This window comes from Rhodomicrobium sp. (genome assembly GCF_047605405.1).
GTDB classification, from domain to species: Bacteria; Pseudomonadota; Alphaproteobacteria; order Rhizobiales; family Rhodomicrobiaceae; genus Rhodomicrobium; species Rhodomicrobium lacus.
On the sequence record NZ_JASGFR010000040.1, the window covers coordinates 1 to 22,020 of the forward strand.

Consider the following 22,020-nt stretch of genomic DNA (forward strand, 5'->3'; position numbering starts at 1 on the left):
GGTGATCATGTTCTTGACGTAGTCGGCGTGGCCGGGGCAGTCGACGTGCGCGTAATGGCGGTTAGCGGTCTCGTATTCGACGTGGGACGTCGAAATCGTGATGCCGCGTGCCTTCTCTTCCGGCGCCTTGTCGATCTGGTCGTAAGCCGTAAACGTCGCGCCGCCGGTCTCAGCCAGCACCTTCGTGATCGCGGCCGTCAGCGACGTCTTGCCATGGTCCACGTGACCGATGGTGCCGATGTTCAGGTGCGGCTTGCTGCGCGAGAATTTTGCCTTGGCCATGTGGCTCTCCGTTCTTCCTCTTTCATCCCGACCTAGAGACTAGCCCGGTATAAAGCTCCTACTTTGTTTGCCTTCTCAGGCGAATTTCGCCTGAACCTCTTCTGCCACGTTCTGCGGAACCTGCGCATAGTGGTCAAACTGCATGGTAAACTGCGCACGCCCCTGGCTCATCGAGCGAAGAGTGTTCACATAACCGAACATGTTCGCGAGCGGAACCATGGCGTTGATCACCGTGGCGTTGCCGCGCATTTCCTGGCCGAGGATCTGGCCACGGCGGCCGGTCAGGTCGCCGATGACGCCGCCGACGTAATCTTCCGGCGAGACGACCTCGACCTTCATGATCGGCTCAAGCAGCTTCGGACCGGCCTTCTGGGCGCCTTCGCGGAAGGCGGCGCGCGATGCGATTTCGAACGCGAGAACGCTCGAGTCCACTTCGTGATACGCGCCGTCGATCAGCGACACCTTGATGTCGAGCATCGGGAAGCCCGCGAGAATGCCGTTGTCCAGCACGCTCTTGACGCCCTTTTCGACGCCCGGAATGTATTCCTTCGGGACCGAACCGCCGACGATCTTCGACTCGAAGGCGAAGCCCGCACCCTGTTCCTGCGGCTCGATCACGAGCTTGACGCGAGCGAACTGGCCGGTACCGCCGGTCTGCTTCTTGTGGGTGTAGTCGATTTCCTGCTTCCGCGTGATCGTCTCGCGGTAGGCCACCTGCGGCGCGCCGACGGTCGCCTCCACCTTGAATTCGCGACGCATACGGTCGACGATGATTTCGAGGTGAAGTTCGCCCATGCCCTTGATGATCGTCTGGCCGCTTTCGACATCGCTCGAAACACGGAAAGACGGATCTTCCTGAGCGAGGCGGTTCAGCGCCATGCCCATCTTTTCCTGGTCGGCCTTCGTCTTCGGCTCCACCGCAACCTCGATCACGGGTTCCGGGAACTCCATGCGCTCAAGGATCACCGGCTTCAGCGGGTCGCACAGCGTGTCGCCCGTGATCACATCCTTCAGCGACGCGATGGCGACGATGTCACCCGCATACGCTTCCTTGATGTCTTCGCGGCTGTTCGCGTGCATGAGAAGCATGCGGCCGATACGCTCTTTCTTGTCCTTGACCGTGTTGATGAGCTGCATGCCCGTCTCGACGCGGCCCGAATAGATGCGGCAGAACGTGAGCGAGCCGACGAACGGGTCGTTCATGATCTTGAACGCGAGCATGGAGAGCGGCTCTTCGTCGGACGACTTGCGAACGGTTTCCTCGCCCGTCTTGACGTCGATCGCCTTGATCGGCGGAATGTCCACCGGCGACGGGAGGTAGTCGAGCACGCCGTCCAGCAGGGGCTGCACGCCCTTGTTCTTGAACGCGGAACCGCAGAACACCGGATAGAAGGCGCTCGAAATGGTGCCGCGACGGATCAATTCCTTCAGCTTGGCCTCGTCCGGCTCATTGCCTTCGAGGTAAGCTTCCATGGCTTCGTCATCGAGTTCGACAGCCAACTCGACGAGCTTGTGGCGATAATCCGCAGCCTTCTCCACGAGGTCTGCCGGAATATCGGCGTCGCGGAAGCTCGCGCCGAGGACGTCTTCGTCCCAGATCACGGCCTTCTGGCGGATGAGGTCGACGATACCCTTGAAGTCGCTTTCCGAACCGATCGGAAGCTGCAGAACCAGCGGCTTCGCGCCGAGACGGTCGATCACAGACTGCACGCAGGCGTAGAAATCGGCGCCGATCTTGTCCATCTTGTTGACGAAGATCATGCGCGGAACGTTGTACTTGTCGCCCTGGCGCCAGACGGTCTCCGTCTGCGGCTCGACACCCTGGTTGGCATCGAGAAGCGCGACAGCGCCGTCGAGCACGCGAAGGCTGCGCTCAACTTCGATGGTGAAGTCCACGTGGCCTGGCGTATCGATGATATTGATACGCTTGCCCTTCCAGTAAGCGGTCGTCGCGGCCGAAGTGATCGTGATGCCGCGCTCCTGCTCCTGCTCCATCCAGTCCATCGTCGCGGCGCCATCGTGCACCTCGCCGATCTTGTGGCTCTTTCCCGTGTAATACAGGATGCGCTCAGTCGTGGTCGTCTTACCGGCATCGATGTGAGCCATGATGCCGATATTGCGATAGTCTTCGATGGGAGTTTGACGCGCCATGACCAAGCCTTTGCCGTCTCTAATTCTTTACCAACGGTAATGCGAGAACGCGCGATTGGCTTCCGCCATCTTGTGCGTGTCTTCGCGTTTCTTTACTGCGGTGCCGCGGTTGTTTGCAGCATCCAGCAACTCGCCGGAAAGCCGCTCTTCCATCGTGTTCTCGTTGCGCCCGCGCGCCGCATTGATGATCCAGCGGATCGCCAGCGCCTGACGGCGGTCGTTTCTGACTTCGACCGGCACCTGATAGGTCGCGCCGCCGACACGACGGGAGCGCACCTCGATGGCCGGCTTCACGTTGTTCAGCGCCTCATGGAATAACTCGATTCCATCGCGCTTCGCCTTCTGTTCGATGCGGCCCAGCGCGCCGTAGACAATGCTTTCGGCCGCAGACTTCTTGCCCTCGAACATGAGGCTGTTCATGAATTTCGTGACAACCACGTCCCCATATTTCGGGTCCGGGATAATCTCGCGCTTATCAGCTCTGTGCCGACGTGACATTGCTTCAAATCCTCAGTCTTACTTCGGCCGCTTCGCGCCATACTTCGAACGGCGCTGCCTGCGCTTCGCCACGCCCTGCGTGTCGAGCACGCCACGGATGATGTGATAGCGAACGCCCGGCAAGTCCTTCACGCGGCCACCGCGGATAAGCACCACGGAGTGCTCCTGAAGGTTGTGGCCTTCGCCAGGAATATAGCTCGTCACTTCGAAGCCGTTCGTCAGACGGACACGCGCCACTTTACGCAGAGCGGAGTTCGGCTTCTTCGGCGTCGTCGTATAGACGCGCGTGCAGACGCCACGCTTCTGCGGGCATTCCGTCATCGCCGGCACTTTGTTTCGCTTGACCGGCGCGACGCGCGGCTTGCGGATCAATTGCTGTATCGTTGGCATCAACGCTTCCAAATCAAACGGCGTAGGGACCGGGGACGGAAATTTCCGCCTTCCAGTCCGATGAAGACGAATGAGACTTCGGAGGCGGTGCCTCTTGGTCTCGGGAATAAGGTTGTCCGGTGTCTTCGCGGCAGTGTTTAAGCGAAAGCACGCTTTAGCGCGCGAAAACTGCTTACGACCTGCCACCAGAGTGTGCGCAAAATAGGGGCGTGGGCTTAGGCCGTCAAGCTCAAATTTGGTTTATTTTCGGCAGTTTGCTCATCTTTCATTTCGTGTTGCCGCGAAGAGCGGATTTCGCACCCGCGTTAATGCCATTTCTAAAAAGCCAAGCTTCGGAAACATGCTTGGCGGAACAGCGGGCTGTCCCGTGCATTCCGGTTGCATTGGAAAGGAGAGATTGCGCCATGACCGAGGTGCCTCCCGCAAAGGCTCATCCCCACCATCACAAACACCGCCACGGTGTGGAAAATGCCTCGCTTCGGTTCGAGAGCGAGGAGCCGCCGCTCCGCAAACGCCGAGGCTTCGGAAGGCCGCACGCGCTCGTCGTCATCGGCACCGTGCTTTCGCTCGCGGCGCTCCTGGGCTTCGTCCTTATTCCCTATGTTTACAAGGCGTTCGGCTGAGACTTGCCGATGCCGGCCGCGGCGAGTCCCGTCACGAAGCCGAGCACCGCCCCCGCGACAATGTCCGAGAACCAGTGATAGGTCGCGCCGAGAAGGCCGATGCCTACAAGCGCGGTTGCGATCACTCCCACGAAGCGCAGCTTCGGCCAGAGCCTCCAGACCGCCCCCGCAAGGGCCGCGACAACGGTCGTGTGACCCGACGGGAAAGAGGCGAAGCCCCGGCTGTCAGTCAGCGGGAAGAAGCCGTAGACGCCATTCGCGAACCAGGACGGGTTGTTATTGACCCACGTCTCGGGCCAGGTGCGGCCGAACAGGATTTTCAATTGCACGGCCAGCGCCGCCGAGACCACGATGGCAAGCGAAAGACGCAGCATCTCGTCCTCTCGTGCAGTCAGCGAGCCGCCGCGCAAATAATTCCGTGTTGCGATCAGCGCGAGGATAAGCGCCGCGGCGGGCGCGAGCGGCTTCGCGATGAAGGTCAACGCCACGAAAATCGGATCGCCGTAGAAATGCGGCCGGAGCAACCCCGCGATTTGTCGATCGATGAAGAAAAAACTGAAGACGACAATCGCTGCCACCGCGCCGAGACCCGCGACGAAGCGGATCAGGCACGCCCGTCGCCTTGGCTGAAGTTCAACCGTCACCGCATCCATGCAGACTCCTTATCCCGCAAGACTCGCCGCTATATTGACGGTCAGCGCTAATACGGCCGTGTTGAAGAAAAATGACACGACCGCGTGCAGCGTCACGAGGCGCCGCAGCGCATGCGATTTGACAAGCGTGTCCGACGTCTGGGAGGCCGCGCCGATGGACGTCGCGAAGTAGAGGAAATCCCAGTAATCAGGCTTCTCGCAGCCGGGAAATTCGAGCCCTCGCCCTGCATCGCTGCCCGGATCGGGGCGATAGAAGGCATGGGCGTAATGCAGCGCGAATGCGATCTGTGTGACGCTCCACGATATGACGATGGTGAACAGCGCAAGCGCTGCAAGCGTGAATTTTTCATTCGCGCTCTTGTCGGCAAGCTTGGCTTCGAGACCGACCGCCGCGATGGCGGCGAAACTCGCGGCTATGGCAAGCAGGATGATGATGAGAATGACCAGTCGGCTGTCGTCTCGGCGTGCGGCGCGCTTTTCAATCTTCGTCGCATCGCTCGTAAAATCGAGGGAGAACGCCAGCAGGAGATAGGTCAGGCCGCCGAGATCCCATGTGATGGCGGCGCGCACGGCAATCGCGATGCGGTCCGGAAGAAGGGCGTAGGCCAAGAGTCCGACAAAAACGGCGCTATAGAACCTCGGCCTGATCAGAAGCGAGTGCCAGAACGAAACCGGGTGATACCACCCGCGAGCACGGGCAAGGCGGAATCCCGCCTGCTTCGTCTTCTCGGCCGGATTTTTTCCGCCGTCTTCGGGCGATTCTCCTGCGCCCGTCCGGGCGCCCCCACGCCGGAGAGCCCTTCGTCTGGAACGCGCGCTGGAAGACGTCATCGCTCGCCGCCTCATGGCTGTTTTCCGGCAACGCATATCATGAGTGCGCGTTTTCAGCATCAGCATCGAATAAGGAAAGCAGAGCCTTTCCTTCGCTCGCCACGTTCAGGGCGGTTGCCGCCTGCTTCGCTTTTCGGCACTGTCGGCCCCGACGGTGGGACAAAATGGGGGAGCGACATGGAAAATGTGCGGGGCCGCACGGTCCTGGTTACGGGCGCATCGGCGGGCATCGGCAAGGCGTTCGCCAAGGTCTTCGCGGCCAAGGGCTGGAACGTGATCCTGACCGCGCGCCGCATCGACCGGCTGGAAGCGCTCGCCGCCGAGATCGAGACGAAATACAAGGTCGGCGCAATCGCCATCGAGCAGGATCTCGCAGCCCCCGACAGCGTGGAGAAGCTCGTCGCCGCGATCAGCGACCGGCGGGTGCTGACGGTGGACGGCCTCGTGAACAACGCGGGCTACAGCGTTCCGGGCCATTACGCGAAGACCGCTTGGGCCGATCAGGACCGCTTCCTCCGCGTGATGGTCACGGTGCCGTGCGAACTCGCGCATGTTCTGCTTCCGCCCATGGTGCAACGGCGCTTCGGACGCATCATCAACGTAGCGTCCTTGGCGGGGCTGATTCCCGGCGCGGCGGGCCACACGCTTTACGGCGCGTCGAAGGCTTTCCTCATTCGCTTCTCGGAATCGCTGCTTCTCGAAAATCGCGGCGCCAACGTGCTCACGACCGCGCTGTGCCCCGGCTTCACCTACACCGAACTTCACGATGTGATCGGAACGCGCGACAAGGTGTCGAAATACGGCAAGGCGTGGTGGTCCACGGCGGCTGAGGTGGCCGTCGCCGGGTACGACGGCGTGATGGAGGGAAAGCCCGTGGTCATCGTCGGCCGCCGGGCGAAGCAGATTTCCGCGCTTATGAAAGTCTTGCCCGAGAGCGTCGCGCTTGGCATGGTTGGCCGTCAGTCGAAGACCTTCCGCTCGGAGGAACCGGGCCCTTCAGGTAACGAGCCATCATGACCGCCGCCATTGTTATCCCGGCGCGATACGCGTCCACGCGTTTCCCCGGCAAACCGCTGTGCCTCCTTTCCGGCACCTCCATGCTTGAACGCGTCTGGCGCATCGCGTCGAGCGTGAAGCAGGCGTCGCGCGTGGTCATCGCCACCGACGATGAACGCATTCGCGAGCATGCGCTGGCCTTCGGCGCGGAGGTTGCGCTGACCTCGCCCGACTGCGCGAACGGCACGGAGCGCGTGCATGAGGCGGTGGGGCGCGCCCATATCCGCGAGGACATCATCCTGAACCTTCAGGGCGATGCGCCGCTGACGCCGCCATGGGTGCTGGAAGCCATGATCGACGAGATGATCATCGATCCCGCGCCCGAGATCGTGACGCCCGCCGTGCGCCTCTACGGGCCGACGCTTGCGGAGTTCCTCGCCCACAAGAAGGAGCGCCCGGCCAGCGGCACGACCGTTACCTTCAATCTGCGCCGCAACGCGCTCTACTTCTCGAAAACAGTAATCCCGCATATCCGCAACGAGGGGCACGCCTTCGTCTACCGGCATATCGGGCTGTACGGCTATCGCAAGGCCGCGCTCTCGCGCTATGTCTCGCTCGCGCCGACGCCGCTCGAACAGACCGAAGGGCTGGAGCAGCTCCGCGCGCTTGAGAACGGCATGACCGTGCGCATCGCCGTGGTGGACTATCGCGGGCGCACGCATTCTTCCATCGACGCGCCGGGCGACGTTCCTGTCGCCGAAGCGATCATCGCGCGCGAGGGCGAACTGCTACCCGCGCTTCGCTAGATCGGAGAGGAAAGCCGAGTCGGCGGGCCGCAGTCGATTCCACCGCTCCCGGCTTTCCCAAAAGCGCAGCTCCTGCTACTACTTTCGGACCGCTGCGCCGCTTCGGCGGTCTTGCGTTGCAGACATCCAGAGGGCATGCGTGATGCTTCTTATTCTCGCTCGGCATGGCAACACCTTTGAAGCGGGCGAAAAGCCCGTGTGGGTTGGCGCGCGCACCGATCTTCCGCTCACGCCAAAAGGCCGCGAGCAGGCCGCCGCCCTCGGTGAGGCGCTGAAACCGTTCGTACCGCGCATTCGCCGCATCGCCGCCGGACCGCTCGCCCGCACGCGCGAACATGCGGAAATCGCCGCAGCGATTGCCGGTTTGACGGTGCCGGTTACCATCGACGACCGCCTGCGCGAGATCGACTACGGCGACTGGGAAGGCAAAAGCTCCGAAGAAATCGAGGCTTCGGGCGGCGCCGCGGATCTTGCGGCGTGGAACGAGCGGGGCGTCTGGCCGATTTCCGCCGGGTGGTTGCCCTGCACCTATGCCATCGACGCGAGGGCATCGGCGCTTGCCGGTGAAGCTGCGCGCCATGCGGGGGCGGGCGACGCAGCGCTGTTCGTCACCAGCAACGGCGTCCTGCGCTATTTCCTCAAGCTCGTGCCGGGCGCGTTCGAGGCCGCCGTCAACGACGGCAGCCTCAAAGTCGCGACGGGCAACGTCAGCGCGCTTCGGTTCGATGGCGATGGCTGGCGCATCGTGCTTTGGAACGCGAAGCCGGGCGAACTCGGCGCTTTGACTTAATCCAGCGCAGGGGCCGATGCAGGCGCGCGTCGCATCCCGCGCATCGTGCGCAGCGCATCGCGGCTTGCCAGAATCGCGCCTCCGGTGATGAGAAGGGCCGCAACCCAGAGCGCGGGCTTCGACGGGCCGAGCCCTGTTACGGTCAGAAGCGCCGTCGACAACAGCGGCGAGAAATAGGCGAGAACGCCGAGCGTGCGCAGGTCGCCATGCTTGCAGCCGTAGTCCCACACATAGAAGGCGAGGCCGATCGGTCCTGCTCCGAGGGCCAGGATGGCGAAAAGCTGCGTGCCCGGCGCGGGCATCACGAAATCTTCGAGCGCGAGGTGCGCTCCCCACGCCAGCACCGCCGTGCCGAGGCAATAGATGGAGACGGCCGCGCTCGGTACACCGCGAAACAGCCGTGTCAGCACCGAATAGCTCGACCATGTCAGTGCCGCCGTCGCGGCCATCGCGTAACCGAACGCGTTGCCGCCAAGCGACAGCGCCGCGCCGCCGGTGATGGCGAGCGCTGCCCCGGCGAACGCCATCGACACGCCGGAGATATGCCAGACGGTGAGCTTTCCCGCCGAAGCGCGCGCAGGCAGCATCGTGGAAAACATCACGATCAGCACCGGCCAGAGATAATTGACGAGGCTTGCTTCCACGGCGGGCGCGTTCTGCATCGCGAGGAAGAACGCGAAATGATCGACGAAGAACGCCGCCACGCCGAGCGCGACCGGCTTCCAGCCGAGCGAACCGAGGCCCCGCCGCGCGGATGCGTTGGCCGCCAGCCAGACGAAGCCCGCCAGCGAGCCGATGGTGAAGGTGAGCGCGACGAGTTCAAGCGGCGGGATCGCGCCCGCAAGCACGGTCAGCGTCGGGAGCAACGCCCAGAGCGGAATGGCAAGAAGGCCGATGGCGGTCGCTTTTCCGCCGCTCGTAATGTGCATTGGAGGGAGTATCCTGAGATCGATCCGCGGACATACCGCCTGCGCGTGACCGAGGCAACGAAAACCCGGCCGGAATATTCTGTCAAGTCACGCCCAACAAACAAGGCGCCGGCCGTTCGAGCGCGGGAATTACAGAACGCATCGTTCAAAGAATCCGGGTGACGTGTCTGCGCCTGAGACTTTGACTGCGGGGTCCGCCGCACGCCCCGCGCTAAAGATCTTCTGAATGCTCTCAGGCAGGCGTCGGCGCCGAAGGAACGCTGGCAATGGACACGCCGCCGTTCGCGTGCCAGCCCGGCAACTCTCGTGCCTCGCCCCGGCTCGCGAGTTCCAGAGCGGGGGCAAGCGTCGTCTCGAACTGCGTTTCCACCCTGGTGCGCGCGATCCGCCGCCGCAAGAAGTCGGCCCATAGAAACTCGCTGAACGGCGTCCGGTCCTTCGAATAGCCGCCCCCGCGCCGCAACGCGCCCGCGAGGCTGCGGAAAGGATCGTCCGCCATGTCGTCGATCCGGAGCGGGAGGTCGTCGTACTCGCGACGGCGCCCTTCATCGTCGAAGGGGTGCACAAGGCCAAGATCGTCCATCACCTCGAAGAAGGTGCCGCTGTCTATGTCGCGGAAGTCCAGAACCGCCTTCACCGCCACCTTCTCTGCGCCGGACAGAAGCAGCGCCGCGAGCAAATGATGACGGTCGATGGCATAAAGCCGCCCTTTCGGCCCTTTCACCACGGGAACGGCGTGATCGGCGAGATATCGACGGCGCTCGTCCCGCGCCATGGTCTCAAGCTCGTTTGCGCGCCGTTCGACTTCGCGTCGCCCGATAGTCATTTGCGTAGGCCGAAGACCGGCGATCGAAACAGTGTGAAGGACGGGTGCGCGAACGGTTTGAAGGAGCATGCACACTCTCGATGGACGAAGCCGCCTAGCATAAGCCTTACGCTGGAAGCGGCAAAAAAGGTATGGCGGTTTCGTCAACTCAGCCATATGGCTTGACGCTGGCCACGCGGTTAAGCAAGCGCTCGCTGCGTTACAGGATCATGACAGCGAGCGGAACCGCGCTCTTCCGGCGCAGCCGACGTATCGCCTTAACCCGGGGCGCGTGACGCTGCGACCATCGCCGCGAACTGAAAAACCCCGGTAGCGAGAAGCCCCGGGGTTCCGATAGCAAGGTTATGGCTCGGTTCGGCGGCCCCCGCCGTCAGTTCCGCTGTTCGAGAAGACGCCGCGCGATCACCTGCGCCTGAATCTCCGCCGCGCCCTCGAAGATATTGAGAATGCGCGCATCGCAAAGAACGCGGCTCACCGGATATTCGAGCGCGAAGCCGTTGCCGCCGTGGATCTGCAGCGCATTGTCCGCCGCCGCCCACGCCACGCGCGCGCCGAGCAGCTTCGCCATGCCCGCTTCGAGATCGCAGCGACGGCCGCCATCCTTCTCGCGCGCGGCGAAATAAGTTAGCTGGCGCGCTATCATCGTTTCGGCGGCCATCATGGCGATCTTGTCGGAGACGCGCGGGAAGTTGATGAGCGTCTTGCCGAACTGGACGCGTTCCGTCGCATAGCGCAGCGCGAGGTCCATCGCCGACTGCGCCACGCCGACCGCACGGGCCGCCGTCTGCACGCGCGCGGACTCGAACGTCTGCATGAGCTGCTTGAAGCCCTGGCCTTCCTCGCCGCCGAGCAGGCCGGACACCGGCACCTCGAATTCGTCGAACGAAAGCTCGTATTCCTTCATGCCGCGATAGCCGAGCACCTCGATTTCGCCGCCCGACATACCGACGGCCGGGAATGGATTTTCGTCCGTGCCGCGCGGCTTCTCCGCGAGGAACATCGAAAGACCCCTGTAGCCGGGTTCCGCCGGGTTGGTACGCGTCAGCACCGTCATGAGGTCCGCGCGAACGGGGTGCGTGATCCACGTCTTCTGGCCGGTGATCTTGTACACGTCGCCATCGCGCACTGCGCGCGTCTTGAGCGAGGCGAGGTCCGAGCCGGTGTTCGGTTCGGTGAAGACCGCCGTCGGCAGCACTTCGCCGCTCGCCAGCTTCGGCAGCCACTCTTCCTTCTGCTCCTGCGTGCCGCCGCCGAGGATCAGTTCCGCCGCGATCTCAGACCGCGTGCCGAGCGAGCCGACGCCGATATAGCCTCGCGACAGCTCCTCGGAGACGACGCACATCGCCTCCTTGCCGAGACCGAGGCCGCCGAATTCCTCCGGGATGGTGAGGCCGAACACACCAAGCTCGTTCATCTTCTCGATGGTTTCGAGCGGGATATATTCGTTCTTGAGATGCCATTCATGCGCGAAGGGCTTCACCTCGGCGTCCACGAAGCGGCGCATCTCCTCGCGCATGGCTTCGAGTGTTTCGTCGAGGCCGCCGTCGCCGAAGTGCCCCGTCCCCTGCGCGTGCTCAACGAGTTCGACGAGCCGCGCGCGGGCCTGACGAGAGTTGGCCTTGATAAGCGCTGCGACGGCGGGCGTCGCGAAAGCATCGCGGTCCGCCGGTTCCAGATCGAGATCGTGAAAGCGGATGATTTCGGTCTGGCTCATCGGGATGCCGCCGAGGATCTGCGCCGCGTATTCGCCGACGCCGATCTGGGTCAGGAGCGCTTCCGTCTCGCCGAAACGGCCTTCGTCGGTGAGGCGGTGGGCGTAGGCCGCCATCTGCCGCAGGGCCTGGGCATAGGTCGCCAGCCACGCAAGACCGTGGGCGGCGTGCTGCTCGCGCTCGATCAGCGCGTTGGACAGCTTGCCGTCCTCCGTGACGCGGGCGCGGATGTTGTCGGTGGCACGGGCAAGCAAGCGGTCGGCGTTGGCGGCGGCCTCGTCGCAGAGCTGAAGCAAGTCCGGAGCCACAACGGGAGTGGAAGACTGGCTCATCGGCCTTATCCTTTCATGCGGTTCTTGGAATTTAGACCACACATTGGCGCGTTTTCGCAGATGCACAATTGCGCTTAAGTTTATACCCGCGATGCCAGTTCGCGGAGAATTGCCTTCGGGCAGGCGGACGCTTGGGATGATTTGGGACGGGAAACCGTCAGGCCCGGCTTTTGAGGCGCCTTTGCGGGTGGCACGAAATTGCGTTCGCCGCAATCGGCCCGGCGCACGAGCGCGGTGCGGCGAGCGGCAAATCGACATGGCTTACGTGTGCCATGCCGCTTGAGGCATCGGCCTTTCAAAGAATCGAAGACGCGCGCCCGGACGCACGATGCATCCGAACGGGGCTTGCACGGCGGAAGCGGAACCCGGTGAAGCGCTGAGCTTCCCCGGGTGTGTGTCTGGCGGCGCCTATTTCTTTTTGCCGAAGACCATGTCGAGCCACAGGCTGAAGAACGTCTTCTGCTCTTGTGGCTTCTGCCGCTCGGCAGGCTTCGCGGGCACAGGCTCATCCGGCTGCGCTGGCGCCGCCTCCTGAGGCTGCGCCGCCTCGTAAACGGGAACGGGTTGCGCTTCCGCCACGGCTTCGGACTGATACGGCGCGGCTTCCTGCGGCTGGGCTGGGGCAGCCTCTTCGGTTGGCTGGGTGGCTTCGAATACGGGCACCGGCTGTGCCTCCACCGGCGTTTCGTGCGCGCCGTACTCCTGTATCGGCCCGGAGGTAACATCAGCGGGCGAGCCGAGATCGTGCGTTGCCTCGACCACGTCGCGCGCCGAAATCACATCGACAGGCGCGGGCTCGGCGACCTCCGACGAAGCGCTTTCCGCCCGCTCCGCAGGCGCGATTTCAGGAGCGGCCTCGACCGCCGCAGGCTCCGCCTCTTCGGCCACCGCAGCAGCGGTCGTCTCCGCAGGCTCGACCGGCGGCGCCTGGAGTTCGGTCGCTTCTTCGGACAAAGTGCTTTCAAGGCGCTCGGCGATTTCCTCGACGCGCGCATGAGCCTCGCCCAACGCGTCGCCCCCGCCGCCCTGTAGAACGCCCTCTATGCTCGGATCGGCGGCGGTTCCGTCAACCGGAGCCACGTCCGATTCCGTGACGGGAGCAGGCGCTTCGCCTTGCGGCTCGTTGTCCTGCGTGATCGCGACGTTGTCGTGAAGGTAGGCCGGCGCGTCCTGATTATGGACGGTCTCGATGCCGTGAGCCGCCGCAACATCATCGACACGCCCTTTCGCCTCGGCAGCGAGATCGTCGAAGCTGACACCGCGCGGCTCCGTGGCGGAATCGTCAAGCACGGGTTCGGCTTCTTCAGCCGCAGCGACGTTTTCGCGAAGATGGGCGGGTGCCTCATGATGATGGACGGTTTCGACACCGTAGGTTTTCGCCACCTCCTCGACACGCGCTGTCGCCTCTCCCGCCAGATCGTCGAAGGAAACGGCCCGCGGCTCGGTGGCGCTCGTATCGAGGGAAGGAGCGGATGCGGAAGCCTCGTCGGATGAGCCTTCGTCGGAAGCGGCAGGCCCTTCGGTCGCTTCCACAGGACCGCCGATCAGCGGCTCCGCGGGAGCGCTGTCGGGCATTGAAGGAGCGTCGGCTTCGTCGATGACGCTTTCGGAATGCGCAGCCGCCACGTTTTCGTGGAGATGCGCGGGCGCCTCGTGATGATGGACAGTCTGAATGCCGTAGCTTTTCGCCACGTCCTCGACCCGCGCCTTCGAAGCGGCGGAAAGGGCATCGAAGCTCGGGCCCTCGGGAAGCGGCTGCCAGGTTGCGACGGCGACGTCATCGGCTGAAACCCGCGCGACGGGAGCGGCTGACGGTTCGGCATCGTCGCTCGCCGCTTCAGGCTGCGATTCGGGTGCGGACTCGACGGCACCGGCTTCCGCCGGCTCATTTTCCGCCGACGCGGAAACATCTTCTTCGACGCCCTCTTCCCCGTTGGCCTTCTCGGAGGGCGCAGCCTCAGTCGTCTCAAGAATTGGCGCGGATGCAGCGGGCGTGTCGCCGGGCGCAGGCAGGAAAGCGCGCACGGCATCGAGCTTCTTGGAGGCAAGATAAAAGGCGTTGCCGTTCAGATCGAGTTCGATCGCAACGCGCGCGAGTTCGAGCGCCGACGCAAAGCTCGACGGCGCGCTTTCGCTGGCATTCGCGATATCCGCGCCCACCGCGTCGGCAAGATCGTTGATGGCGCGCCCGGCCGCGTCGGCCTGCGCTCCAAGCTCGGCGTAAGCAGCCGCGTTAAGGCTGCTCAACGCCTTTTGTAGGTCGTCGGATGCTCGCGTCATGTCTGGCTCCAGTTCTTTTTCCGTGGACTCGGAGTCAGAACGAAGCCGGGTCGTCAACCGAACCGCGCTTTGGATGCCTCGATCGCATCCTCGAATGTACGCAAACCCGTATGCGGAGCGCTGACGAGTACCGCCATATTACCCGGCCGATGCTCGTTCTTCCACATGCGCATATGCGCTTTCGGTATGTCGGTCCACGGAAAAACTTCACTCATGCACGGGTCAATTCGCCGCTCAATCATGAGTTTGTTAGCCTGACTCGCCTGCAACAGATTGGCGAAGTGCGATCCCTGCAAGCGCTTCTGGTGCATCCAGAGATAACGCGCGTCGAGCGTAAGATTATAGCCCGTCGTGCCCGCGCAGATCACCACCATGCCGCCACGCTTCACGACGAACACGGACACCGGAATCGTGGATTCGCCGGGGTGCTCGAAGACGAAATCGACGTTGTTACCCTTGCCCGTATGCTCCCAGATCGCGGCGCCGAACTTCCTGACTTCCTTGAACCACTCCGCATATTCGGGCGTGTTCACCTTGGGCATCTGGCCCCAGCACTTGAAGTCCTTGCGGTTGATCGTGCCTTTTGCACCGAGTTGCATGACGAAGTCGCGCTTGTCGTCCTCGGACACCACACCGATGGCGTTCGCGCCGGACGCAGCGCAAAGCTGCACCGCGAACGAGCCGAGGCCGCCCGAAGCGCCCCAGACGAGTACATTATGACCGGGGCGCAGCACGTGAGGACGATGGCCGAACAGCATGCGGTAGGCGGTCGCGAGCGTCAGGGTGTAGCACGCGCTTTCTTCCCAGGTGAGGTGCTTCGGGCGCGCCATGAGCTGGCGATCCTGCACGCGCGCGAACTGCGCGAAGCTGCCGTCCGGCGTTTCATAGCCCCAGATGCGCTGGGACGGCGAGAACATCGGGTCTCCGCCGTTACACTCCTCGTCGTCGCCGTCGTCCTGGTTGCAGTGCACAACGACTTCGTCGCCGACCTTCCAGCGCTTCACCTTCGAGCCCACGGCCCAGACGATGCCCGACGCATCGGAACCGGCGACATGGAACGGCGCCTTGTGGACGTCGAACGTGGAAATCGGGGTGCCGAGCGCGGCCCACACGCCATTATAGTTCACACCCGCGGCCATCACGAGAATGAGCACGTCGTGGCTGTCGAGCTTCCACGTCGGCACGACTTCCATCTGCATGGCATCTTCCGGCGGCCCGTGGCGCTCGCGTCGGATCGCCCATGCGTACATCTTTTCGGGGACATGGCCTAGCGGCGGGATTTCGCCGACTTCATACAGGTCCTTCAGGCCCTCCCCCGAGGTGGAGGACGCGGATTGCTTGAATGCAATCACCTCACTCATATTCTGCTCCTTGCAGCGGCAACCCGAAGGTTTTTTGTCCTTGGTTGCAGCGCAGCATGATCCTTTTGTGTGCAGGGCAATATTGGCAAAAAGTCGAGTCTGGGCGGGAAAAGTTCACGTCTTTGCCTCGCAAACACAAACGAATCGAAGCCAGGACTCGTTCCTCGAACAAGCTCGGCCTTGAGGATGCCCAACGAAATAAAAGGGATTACGTGCCCTGAAGCGCAGGTCTTCCGCGTTTGCCGAACGTTCGGCTGACCCATTTTGGGGTCGGGGGAAAAAACCGGCGCGAAAAAAAATCCCGCGAACGACGTTCGCGGGAGAGCTATCTGAAGAAGATGCGAGCGCAGCAAGGGCGCTGGCTTACAGCGTCGTGCGGTAAATCGGACGCTGTAAGTCTTGCTTGTCGATCAGCTTCTCCGCGTCAAATCGAATCCGATCTGACGCGGGCCGATTTATTGAAGCGAATTTGACATTTGAGTCCCGGAGGCTTCGAGCTCTCGCTCAAATGTCAAATTCAAAAGCTCCACTAGAAGCTGAGGCGCGCGGCGCGCACGACGTGCGGCAACGCCAGCGCTTTCTCGATGGTGGCATCGCTCACCGGCTCGTCGACGGTGACGAGCGCCATCGCCTTGCCGCCCTGTGCTTCGCGGCCGAGGTTGAACGTCGCGATGTTGACACCCTCGTTGCCGAGCAGCGTGCCGAGCGCGCCGATGTGGCCCGGCTTGTCGGCGTTCACCGTGAACAGCATGTTAGGCGCGAACTCGGCGTCCATGGGAACGTGATTGATCTGGATGACGCGCGGCTTGCCATCGGAGAACACCGTTCCGGCGATGGAAATTTCCTGCTTCTCGGTCTTCAGCGTCACGCGAATATAGGTTTCGTAGGCGCCTTCCTGACCGCGCTTCGTCTCCTCGACCTTGATGCCGCGTTCCTTCGCGACCGCCGGACCGGACACCATGTTGACGTGCAGGAAGTGGCGCAGAACGCCCGAGATCGCCGCCGAGGTCAGCGCGCGCGTGTTCATGTCGGCCACATCGCCCGCATATTCGAGGCGGATGAAGTTCGGCGCGGCTTCGGTGAGCTGGCCGGCGAAAGAGCCGAGCAGTTCGGCGAGCTTCACGAACGGCTTCAGCTTCGGCGCTTCTTCCGCCGTGATCGACGGGAAGTTGACGGCATTGGAAATCGCGCCGGTGAGAAGATAATCCGCCATCTGCTCGGCCACCTGAAGCGCGACGTTCTCCTGCGCTTCCGACGTGCTCGCGCCAAGATGCGGCGTGGCGATCACGTTCGGCAGATTGAACAGCACGTTCTCCTTCGCGGGTTCCACCTCGAACACGTCGAGCGCCGCACCGGCCACATGGCCCGCCTTGATGGCATCCGCCAGCGCCTGTTCGACGATGAGGCCGCCACGCGCGCAATTGATGATGCGCACGCCCTTCTTCATCGTTGCGATCGACTCGGCGTTGATGATGTTCTTCGTCTTTTCCGTCAGCGGCGTGTGCAGCGTGATGAAGTCCGCGCGGCGGAACAGTTCCTCAAGCGTGACGCGCTCGACGCCGAGGTCGAGCGCGCGCTCTTCCGTCAGGAACGGGTCGAACGCAATGACCTTCATGCGAAGGCCCTGCGCGCGATCCGCGACGATGGAGCCGATGTTGCCGCAGCCGATGATGCCGAGTGTCTTGGACGTGATTTCGACGCCCATGAACTTCGACTTTTCCCACTTGCCCGCGTGCGTGGAGCGGTCCGCTTCCGGGATCTGGCGGGCGAGCGCCGTCAGCAGCGAAATGGCATGCTCTGCGGTGGTGATGGAGTTGCCGAACGGCGTGTTCATGACGATGACGCCGCGCGCGGTGGCGGCGGGCACGTCCACGTTATCGACGCCGATGCCCGCGCGGCCCACCACCTTCAGACGTTCGGCGGAGGCGAGCACCTTTTCGGTGACCTTCGTCGCGGAGCGGATGGCGAGACCGTCGTAATTGCCGATGATTTCGGCGAGTTGGTCCTTGTCGAGGCCGATCTTGGTATCGACTTCGATGCCGCGATTCTTGAAGATTTCAGCGGCGGCGGGAGAAAGCTTGTCAGCGACAAGCACGCGAGGCGCAGTCATGGTGTGTCTCCTGAAAACGTCCAGAGACAGAAACGGTGTGTCATCGCGGGATTGACCCGTCAATCCAGGTCGCGGGCTCTGGAGGTTCCGCCGCCGGATGGCCGGGTCGAGCCCGGCCATGACAGAGGATGAACCTTAAGCGGCGACCTTGGCCTTCGCGTTGGCGAAAGCCCAGTCGAGCCACGGCAGGAGCGCTTCGAGGTCCGACGCCTCGACGGTCGCGCCCGCCCAGATGCGAAGCCCCGCAGGCGCATCGCGATAGGCACCGATGTCGAGCGCGGCGCCTTCCTTTTCGAGCGTGGAGGCGATGTCCTTGGCGACGGCGGCCTGAGCCTCCGGGGTCGCGATCTCGGGATCGACGATCTTGAGGCACACGCTGGTGTTGGAGCGCGTGGACGGCACGGTGGCGAGGAAGTCGACCCACGGCGTCTTCTCGACCCAGTCGGCGAGCACCTTGAAGTTCGCGTTGGAGCGCGCCTGAAGCGCCTTGAGGCCGCCGAGACCTTCCGCCCAGTTCAGCGCGTCGAGATAGTCTTCGACGCAGAGCATGGACGGCGTGTTGATGGTGGAGCCTTCGAATATCTCGCGGTTGAGCTTGCCGCCCTTCGTCATGCGGAACAGCTTGGGCATCGGCCACGCCGGCGTGTAGCTTTCGAGGCGTTCGACGGCGCGCGGCGACAGGATCAGAATGCCGTGCTGCCCTTCGCCGCCAAGCACCTTCTGCCAGGAGAAGGTGACGACATCGAGCTTCGACCAGTCGAGATCCTGCGCGAATGCCGCCGAAGTGGCGTCGCAGAATGTAAGACCTTCGCGATTGTCGGGAATGAAGTCGCCGCTCGGAACGCGGACGCCCGATGTGGTGCCGTTCCAGGTGAAGACGACGTCGTTGCGGAAATCGGCCTGGCCGAGGTCGGGAAGCTCGCCATAGGGCGCGTCGAACACGCGCACATCCTTCAGCTTGAGCTGCTTCGTGATGTCCGTGACCCAGTCCTTGCCGAAGCTTTCCCAGGCGAACACGTCAATGCCACGGGCGCCGAGAGCCGACCACATGGCCATTTCAAACGCGCCGGTATCGGAAGCGGCGACGATGCCGATGAGATAATCCTGCGGCACACCGAGGATCGCGCGCGTCTTGTCGATCGCGAGCTTCAGCTTGGCCTTGCCGGGCTTGGAGCGGTGCGACCGACCCAGTTCCGCAGTCTTGAGGTTTTCGAGGGAATAGCCGGGGCGCTTGGCGCAAGGGCCGGAGGAGAAATGCGCGACATTGGGGCGCGCGGCAGGCTTGGTGGCCGTCATAGCGGTCTACCCTTTCAGATAGTTGCTTCCCGGTGGGGGGAAGTGTCCCGCGACGACGCATAAGCGCGCGTTTGTATTGTGTCAACAGAAATGGGTTTGCCATTATTAACTTGGACAGCAGGTAATGCTAGAGAATTGGGAAAACGGGAAACTTTCACAAGCCTCCGCTGTTCTGCCTTACCGCGCGGCCGCGAACCAGAAGACTTGCCATACAGTACAGATTTTTGCAGGCATGCCTTTCTTCGCGCCGTGTTTTTTTGAGTATCAGTCGCTCAATTTCGGAACTCGTTGTTCCAATTTCGGCGATATATCAACGGTCAAAGGAAACGAAGAATGCGTAACCCGTTCCGATCTGCTGCCGTAGCTTTTTCCGTCGCAACATCAGCAGCCTTGCTTGCTTCGCCCAACGCCTTCGCAAAGGACGATGACTCCAGGCGGGAGATCCATCAGGGCATCAAGCAGGGAGACATCAAGTCGCTCTCCGACATCCTCGTGATCTCGAAAGACAAGGTCGTCGGCGAGGTGATCGAAGCCGAAATCGACCGCAAGGGCGGCAAGTGGCTCTACGAACTCGAAGTGATCGATCCCGAGGGGTTGAAGTCCAAGGTGAAGGTCGACGCCAAGACCGGCGATGTAGTGGAAGGCGCCCGGAAGGCCCAGCGCGAGGAGCGCAGGGAAGAACGCCGCGAGGAGCGCCGCTAGATCGGTCCGCGTTGAATCGGCATCGATCTGACGCCGACGGGCTGATCGACAAACATCTACAGCGTCGCGCGGCGTGCGATTTTGCGGCACGACGCTGTAGAAACCGATTTCCCTTCGTGCTCGCCGACCAGCAATCCGGTAATATCGGGGCGGCCAACGCGGGGGGCGGTTCGATGAAATGGATATCGCTATGCGCGGCAGCGGCGCTGTCGCTTCCGACAGCGGATGCGTCGGCGTGGTCCGAGCGCGGCGTCGCGCTTGGCGGACTTCACGGCACGATAACCCTGCCTGAAGGAAAACCGTCGACCGCCGTTCTCATCCTGCCGGGTTCCGGCCCGGTCGACCGCAACGGCAACGTCCCCGGCATGCCGAACGACAGCCTCAAAATGGTGGCGACAGGTTTGGCGGATCAGGGGATCGCATCGTTGCGCATCGACAAGCGCGGCGTGGCCGAAAGCCGCGCCGCTGCCCCGCGAGAGGAAGACTTGCGCTTCGATACATATGTCGAAGATGCGGTCCGCTGGATCGGGCTTCTTCGCTCGCAGGATGGAATTTCGTCAGTGGCGGTGATCGGCCATAGCGAGGGTGCGCTGGTGGCGACGCTTGCGGCACAGCGCGCCGATGTTTCGGCGCTCGTTCTGGTCGCCGGACCGGGCGTCCCGTTTGCAGAACTGCTCGACCGGCAGCTGGCAAAGGCAGGCACTCCCGAGGCCCTTCGCGCAGCGTCGCGGACGATCTCGGCAAAACTCCAGCGCGGCGAGGGTGCTGAAACCGTTCCGCCGGAGCTTTTCGCGCTCTATCGTCCGAGCGTGCAACCCTACCTCATCTCGCTTCTCCGCCTCGATCCGGTGGCCGAACTCGCCAAGGCGCGATGCCGCGTCCTCATCGTGCAGGGTTCGACAGACGTCCAGATCGAGACCGCCGACGCAGAGCGTCTGGCGAAGGCGCGGCCCGATGCGAAGATGGCGATCATCGAGGGGATGAACCACGTTCTGAAAGATGCGCCGCCGGATCGGGCGGCGAACATCAAAACATATGCCGAACCCGACAGGCCGCTCTCGGCACGGCTCATCCCCGTCATCGCCGAATTCCTGAGCGGGCGTTAAGCGCCAAGCTCCGCAAGAAACGCATCGTGCGTGAGCGGACGCGAGAACAGCGCGAAGTCCTTCGTCGTCGCGACGCGCTGCTCTTCCTCGCTCAGCGCCGCCGTGCAGTCGGTGAGGGTGACGACATGGAACCCGCGCTCATAGGCCGAGCGCATGGTGCTTTCCACGCAGCAATTGGTGAGGAAGCCCGCAAGCACGACGTTCGTCACGCCTCGCTGGCGCAACACGAAATCGAGATTGGTGCTGGCGAAGCAGTCGAGGCCGCGCTTGCCCTCGATGACGATATCGCCCGGCTGCGGCGTCAGTTCCTCGATGATTTCCGCGCCCCAGGTGCCCTTGCGAAAGGCTTGCCCCGCCACGATGCCGGCGAGAATGCCGTAAGGGTTCGACGGGATTTCCGGATATCCTTCCGCGAAACTGATCGCGGCGTGCATGATGGTCGCGCCGCGGGCGCGCGCCTCTTCGACGGTCGCGAGCGTATTGGCAAGCATGTTCGTGCTCTCCATCACGCCCTTGACGCCCTCGTAATTCGCGCCGCCCGGTTTCACGAAGTCGTTCTGATATTCGATGAGCACGAGCGCTGTGGTTCTCGGGTCCATGCTAGTCCTCCCTTGGTATTCGCGAATGCTGTCCATCGAGAATGACCGGGAGATGAAAATCCGACAAGGCGCCGTCATCGCCACGGAAGGAATGGGCGCCGTCTCATCGCGGCACTTAAGCTTTTGCCGGATCGCACTTTTCTCCGCTCGACTGATATCAGCGTGGATTGTCGGACGCCCGATCAAATTTCCGGATTGGAGGAGCTTTCACCCGCCGGAAGCGCTCCCCACCGTGAAAATGGCCGCTTGCAGAGGCTCGCATTCGAATAGCGAGGGTCGCCGCTGACGTCTGCTCCGATCCATGACGGCAGCGGAAAGCGGTGATCTTCGTGCGGCAGTTCGATTTCGGCAACCACGAGACCTTCGTTGTCGCCGTGAAACACGTCGATTTCCAGGATCAGGCCATGCCAGGGCAAAAGATGCCGCCGCTTTTCGATGATCGAGCCTTCGCGAAGCTCCATGAGAGCCGCCGCGTGATCGAGGGGGATGTCATATTCGAATTCCTGGCGCCGGATGCCCACGCCAGCGGATTTGAGTGTGAGGGTCGCCTTATTTTCGCGGGTGCGTATGCGAAGCGAAAGCTTGCCGGTGTTTGCCAGATAGGCTTGACGGATCATTGAACCGCCGTCGGCTTCCGCCCTCCAGCCATCGTTGACGACAAGAAATTTTCGCTCGATTTCGAAAGGCATGATTTTTCGGCAGGTGCATCAAGGTTGGGTGCGTTTCCGGGCACCTTAACGCCCCTGC

Annotated in this window: 21 protein-coding genes; 6 read left to right on the forward strand and 15 right to left on the reverse strand. The window is 62.8% G+C overall.

Translation table 11 applies throughout. The features are described 5' to 3' along the window. The 4 genes from QM659_RS14090 to rpsL all read right to left on the reverse strand — a co-directional run. Positions 1-282, reverse strand: a 282-nt coding sequence (locus QM659_RS14090) for a GTP-binding protein (RefSeq protein WP_415188890.1), incomplete at its 3' end; no start/stop codon positions are given. A 75-nt stretch (positions 283-357) separates the two neighbouring features. Beyond that, complete coding sequence (gene fusA, locus QM659_RS14095; protein WP_127078755.1) at positions 358-2,433, reverse strand: elongation factor G; 2,076 nt, start codon at positions 2,431-2,433, stop codon at positions 358-360. Between the two features lie 27 nt (positions 2,434-2,460). Next, a complete protein-coding gene (rpsG, locus tag QM659_RS14100) occupies positions 2,461-2,931 on the reverse strand; it encodes a 30S ribosomal protein S7 (RefSeq protein ID WP_303482893.1) in 471 nt (156 codons plus the stop codon). A gap of 18 nt (positions 2,932-2,949) precedes the next feature. Further along, positions 2,950-3,321, reverse strand: coding sequence for a 30S ribosomal protein S12 (rpsL, locus tag QM659_RS14105; RefSeq protein WP_013420548.1), 372 nt, complete (start codon positions 3,319-3,321; stop codon positions 2,950-2,952). A gap of 404 nt (positions 3,322-3,725) precedes the next feature. Between rpsL and QM659_RS14110 the strand changes: the two genes are divergently transcribed. After that, entirely contained in the window at positions 3,726-3,944 is a 219-nt protein-coding gene (locus tag QM659_RS14110; protein ID WP_415188891.1) for a hypothetical protein, read from the forward strand. Here the strand turns inward: QM659_RS14110 and QM659_RS14115 are convergent. Together QM659_RS14115 and QM659_RS14120 are read right to left on the reverse strand one after the other, a co-directional pair. Beyond that, entirely contained in the window at positions 3,926-4,597 is a 672-nt protein-coding gene (locus QM659_RS14115) for a phosphatase PAP2 family protein (protein ID WP_415188892.1), read from the reverse strand. The two genes, QM659_RS14110 and QM659_RS14115, sit on opposite strands and share 19 nt — an antisense overlap. A 9-nt stretch (positions 4,598-4,606) precedes the next feature. Further along, entirely contained in the window at positions 4,607-5,428 is an 822-nt protein-coding gene (locus QM659_RS14120; protein ID WP_415188893.1) for a DUF1345 domain-containing protein, read from the reverse strand. Positions 5,429-5,605: 177 nt separating this feature from the next. Between QM659_RS14120 and QM659_RS14125 the strand changes: the two genes are divergently transcribed. From QM659_RS14125 to QM659_RS14135, 3 genes are all read left to right on the forward strand, one after another. Then, positions 5,606-6,445: an SDR family NAD(P)-dependent oxidoreductase gene (locus QM659_RS14125; RefSeq protein WP_415188894.1), complete on the forward strand. Its 840-nt coding sequence runs from the start codon at positions 5,606-5,608 to the stop codon at positions 6,443-6,445. Beyond that, on the forward strand, positions 6,442-7,230 hold the full coding sequence (kdsB, locus tag QM659_RS14130) for a 3-deoxy-manno-octulosonate cytidylyltransferase (protein WP_415188895.1): 789 nt from the start codon (positions 6,442-6,444) through the stop codon (positions 7,228-7,230). Before QM659_RS14125 ends, kdsB begins: the two co-directional genes overlap by 4 nt. 142 nt (positions 7,231-7,372) lie before the next feature. Continuing rightward, positions 7,373-8,020: a histidine phosphatase family protein gene (locus QM659_RS14135; RefSeq protein ID WP_415188911.1), complete on the forward strand. Its 648-nt coding sequence runs from the start codon at positions 7,373-7,375 to the stop codon at positions 8,018-8,020. On the opposite strand, the gene QM659_RS14140 is transcribed toward QM659_RS14135, so the two are convergent. The 7 genes from QM659_RS14140 to QM659_RS14170 form a co-directional block, all read right to left on the reverse strand. Next, positions 8,017-8,949, reverse strand: a complete 933-nt coding sequence (locus tag QM659_RS14140; protein WP_415188896.1) for an EamA family transporter — start codon at positions 8,947-8,949, stop codon at positions 8,017-8,019. The two genes, QM659_RS14135 and QM659_RS14140, sit on opposite strands and share 4 nt — an antisense overlap. Before the next feature lie 232 nt (positions 8,950-9,181). Further along, positions 9,182-9,844, reverse strand: coding sequence for a ParB-like protein (locus QM659_RS14145; RefSeq protein ID WP_415188897.1), 663 nt, complete (start codon positions 9,842-9,844; stop codon positions 9,182-9,184). A gap of 301 nt (positions 9,845-10,145) precedes the next feature. Further along, positions 10,146-11,819: an acyl-CoA dehydrogenase family protein gene (locus QM659_RS14150; protein WP_127078775.1), complete on the reverse strand. Its 1,674-nt coding sequence runs from the start codon at positions 11,817-11,819 to the stop codon at positions 10,146-10,148. 408 nt (positions 11,820-12,227) lie between these two features. Next, the gene (locus QM659_RS14155) at positions 12,228-14,099 is read right to left on the reverse strand and encodes a hypothetical protein (protein ID WP_415188898.1); all 1,872 of its coding nucleotides are present in this window, start codon (positions 14,097-14,099) and stop codon (positions 12,228-12,230) included. 53 nt (positions 14,100-14,152) lie between these two features. Beyond that, positions 14,153-15,460: a crotonyl-CoA carboxylase/reductase gene (ccrA, locus tag QM659_RS14160; protein ID WP_127078780.1), complete on the reverse strand. Its 1,308-nt coding sequence runs from the start codon at positions 15,458-15,460 to the stop codon at positions 14,153-14,155. Positions 15,461-15,989: 529 nt separating this feature from the next. Next, positions 15,990-17,570 (reverse strand): phosphoglycerate dehydrogenase, encoded by a 1,581-nt coding sequence (gene serA, locus QM659_RS14165; protein ID WP_415188899.1) that lies wholly within the window; start codon positions 17,568-17,570, stop codon positions 15,990-15,992. Positions 17,571-17,705: 135 nt separating this feature from the next. Next, the gene (locus QM659_RS14170) at positions 17,706-18,866 is read right to left on the reverse strand and encodes a phosphoserine transaminase (RefSeq protein ID WP_415188900.1); all 1,161 of its coding nucleotides are present in this window, start codon (positions 18,864-18,866) and stop codon (positions 17,706-17,708) included. A gap of 390 nt (positions 18,867-19,256) precedes the next feature. Between QM659_RS14170 and QM659_RS14175 the strand changes: the two genes are divergently transcribed. Both QM659_RS14175 and QM659_RS14180 read left to right on the forward strand, forming a co-directional pair. Further along, positions 19,257-19,568: a PepSY domain-containing protein gene (locus QM659_RS14175; RefSeq protein ID WP_415188901.1), complete on the forward strand. Its 312-nt coding sequence runs from the start codon at positions 19,257-19,259 to the stop codon at positions 19,566-19,568. Positions 19,569-19,741: 173 nt separating this feature from the next. Then, a complete protein-coding gene (locus tag QM659_RS14180) occupies positions 19,742-20,674 on the forward strand; it encodes an alpha/beta hydrolase (RefSeq protein WP_415188902.1) in 933 nt (310 codons plus the stop codon). Here QM659_RS14180 and QM659_RS14185 read toward each other — a convergent pair. Together QM659_RS14185 and QM659_RS14190 are read right to left on the reverse strand one after the other, a co-directional pair. After that, positions 20,671-21,273: a cysteine hydrolase family protein gene (locus tag QM659_RS14185; RefSeq protein ID WP_127078790.1), complete on the reverse strand. Its 603-nt coding sequence runs from the start codon at positions 21,271-21,273 to the stop codon at positions 20,671-20,673. The two genes, QM659_RS14180 and QM659_RS14185, sit on opposite strands and share 4 nt — an antisense overlap. Positions 21,274-21,455: 182 nt before the next feature. Beyond that, the gene (locus QM659_RS14190; protein WP_415188903.1) at positions 21,456-21,962 is read right to left on the reverse strand and encodes a CYTH domain-containing protein; all 507 of its coding nucleotides are present in this window, start codon (positions 21,960-21,962) and stop codon (positions 21,456-21,458) included. Positions 21,963-22,020 lie beyond the last annotated feature (58 nt).

Bases quoted from the DNA above. Each gene is read 5' to 3' on its own strand.
- QM659_RS14135 (WP_415188911.1), top strand. From the start codon at position 7,373: ATGCTTCTTATTCTCGCTCGGCATGGCAACACCTTTGAAGCGGGCGAA.
- QM659_RS14170 (WP_415188900.1), bottom strand. From the start codon at position 18,866: ATGACGGCCACCAAGCCTGCCGCGCGCCCCAATGTCGCGCATTTCTCC.
- QM659_RS14185 (WP_127078790.1), bottom strand. From the start codon at position 21,273: ATGGACCCGAGAACCACAGCGCTCGTGCTCATCGAATATCAGAACGAC.
- QM659_RS14110 (WP_415188891.1), top strand. From the start codon at position 3,726: ATGACCGAGGTGCCTCCCGCAAAGGCTCATCCCCACCATCACAAACAC.
- kdsB (WP_415188895.1), top strand. From the start codon at position 6,442: ATGACCGCCGCCATTGTTATCCCGGCGCGATACGCGTCCACGCGTTTC.
- QM659_RS14180 (WP_415188902.1), top strand. From the start codon at position 19,742: ATGAAATGGATATCGCTATGCGCGGCAGCGGCGCTGTCGCTTCCGACA.
- QM659_RS14155 (WP_415188898.1), bottom strand. From the start codon at position 14,099: ATGACGCGAGCATCCGACGACCTACAAAAGGCGTTGAGCAGCCTTAAC.
- ccrA (WP_127078780.1), bottom strand. From the start codon at position 15,460: ATGAGTGAGGTGATTGCATTCAAGCAATCCGCGTCCTCCACCTCGGGG.
- QM659_RS14115 (WP_415188892.1), bottom strand. From the start codon at position 4,597: ATGGATGCGGTGACGGTTGAACTTCAGCCAAGGCGACGGGCGTGCCTG.
- QM659_RS14125 (WP_415188894.1), top strand. From the start codon at position 5,606: ATGGAAAATGTGCGGGGCCGCACGGTCCTGGTTACGGGCGCATCGGCG.
- QM659_RS14140 (WP_415188896.1), bottom strand. From the start codon at position 8,949: ATGCACATTACGAGCGGCGGAAAAGCGACCGCCATCGGCCTTCTTGCC.
- QM659_RS14150 (WP_127078775.1), bottom strand. From the start codon at position 11,819: ATGAGCCAGTCTTCCACTCCCGTTGTGGCTCCGGACTTGCTTCAGCTC.
- rpsG (WP_303482893.1), bottom strand. From the start codon at position 2,931: ATGTCACGTCGGCACAGAGCTGATAAGCGCGAGATTATCCCGGACCCG.
- QM659_RS14190 (WP_415188903.1), bottom strand. From the start codon at position 21,962: ATGCCTTTCGAAATCGAGCGAAAATTTCTTGTCGTCAACGATGGCTGG.
- fusA (WP_127078755.1), bottom strand. From the start codon at position 2,433: ATGGCGCGTCAAACTCCCATCGAAGACTATCGCAATATCGGCATCATG.
- serA (WP_415188899.1), bottom strand. From the start codon at position 17,570: ATGACTGCGCCTCGCGTGCTTGTCGCTGACAAGCTTTCTCCCGCCGCC.
- QM659_RS14145 (WP_415188897.1), bottom strand. From the start codon at position 9,844: ATGCTCCTTCAAACCGTTCGCGCACCCGTCCTTCACACTGTTTCGATC.
- QM659_RS14120 (WP_415188893.1), bottom strand. From the start codon at position 5,428: ATGACGTCTTCCAGCGCGCGTTCCAGACGAAGGGCTCTCCGGCGTGGG.
- rpsL (WP_013420548.1), bottom strand. From the start codon at position 3,321: ATGCCAACGATACAGCAATTGATCCGCAAGCCGCGCGTCGCGCCGGTC.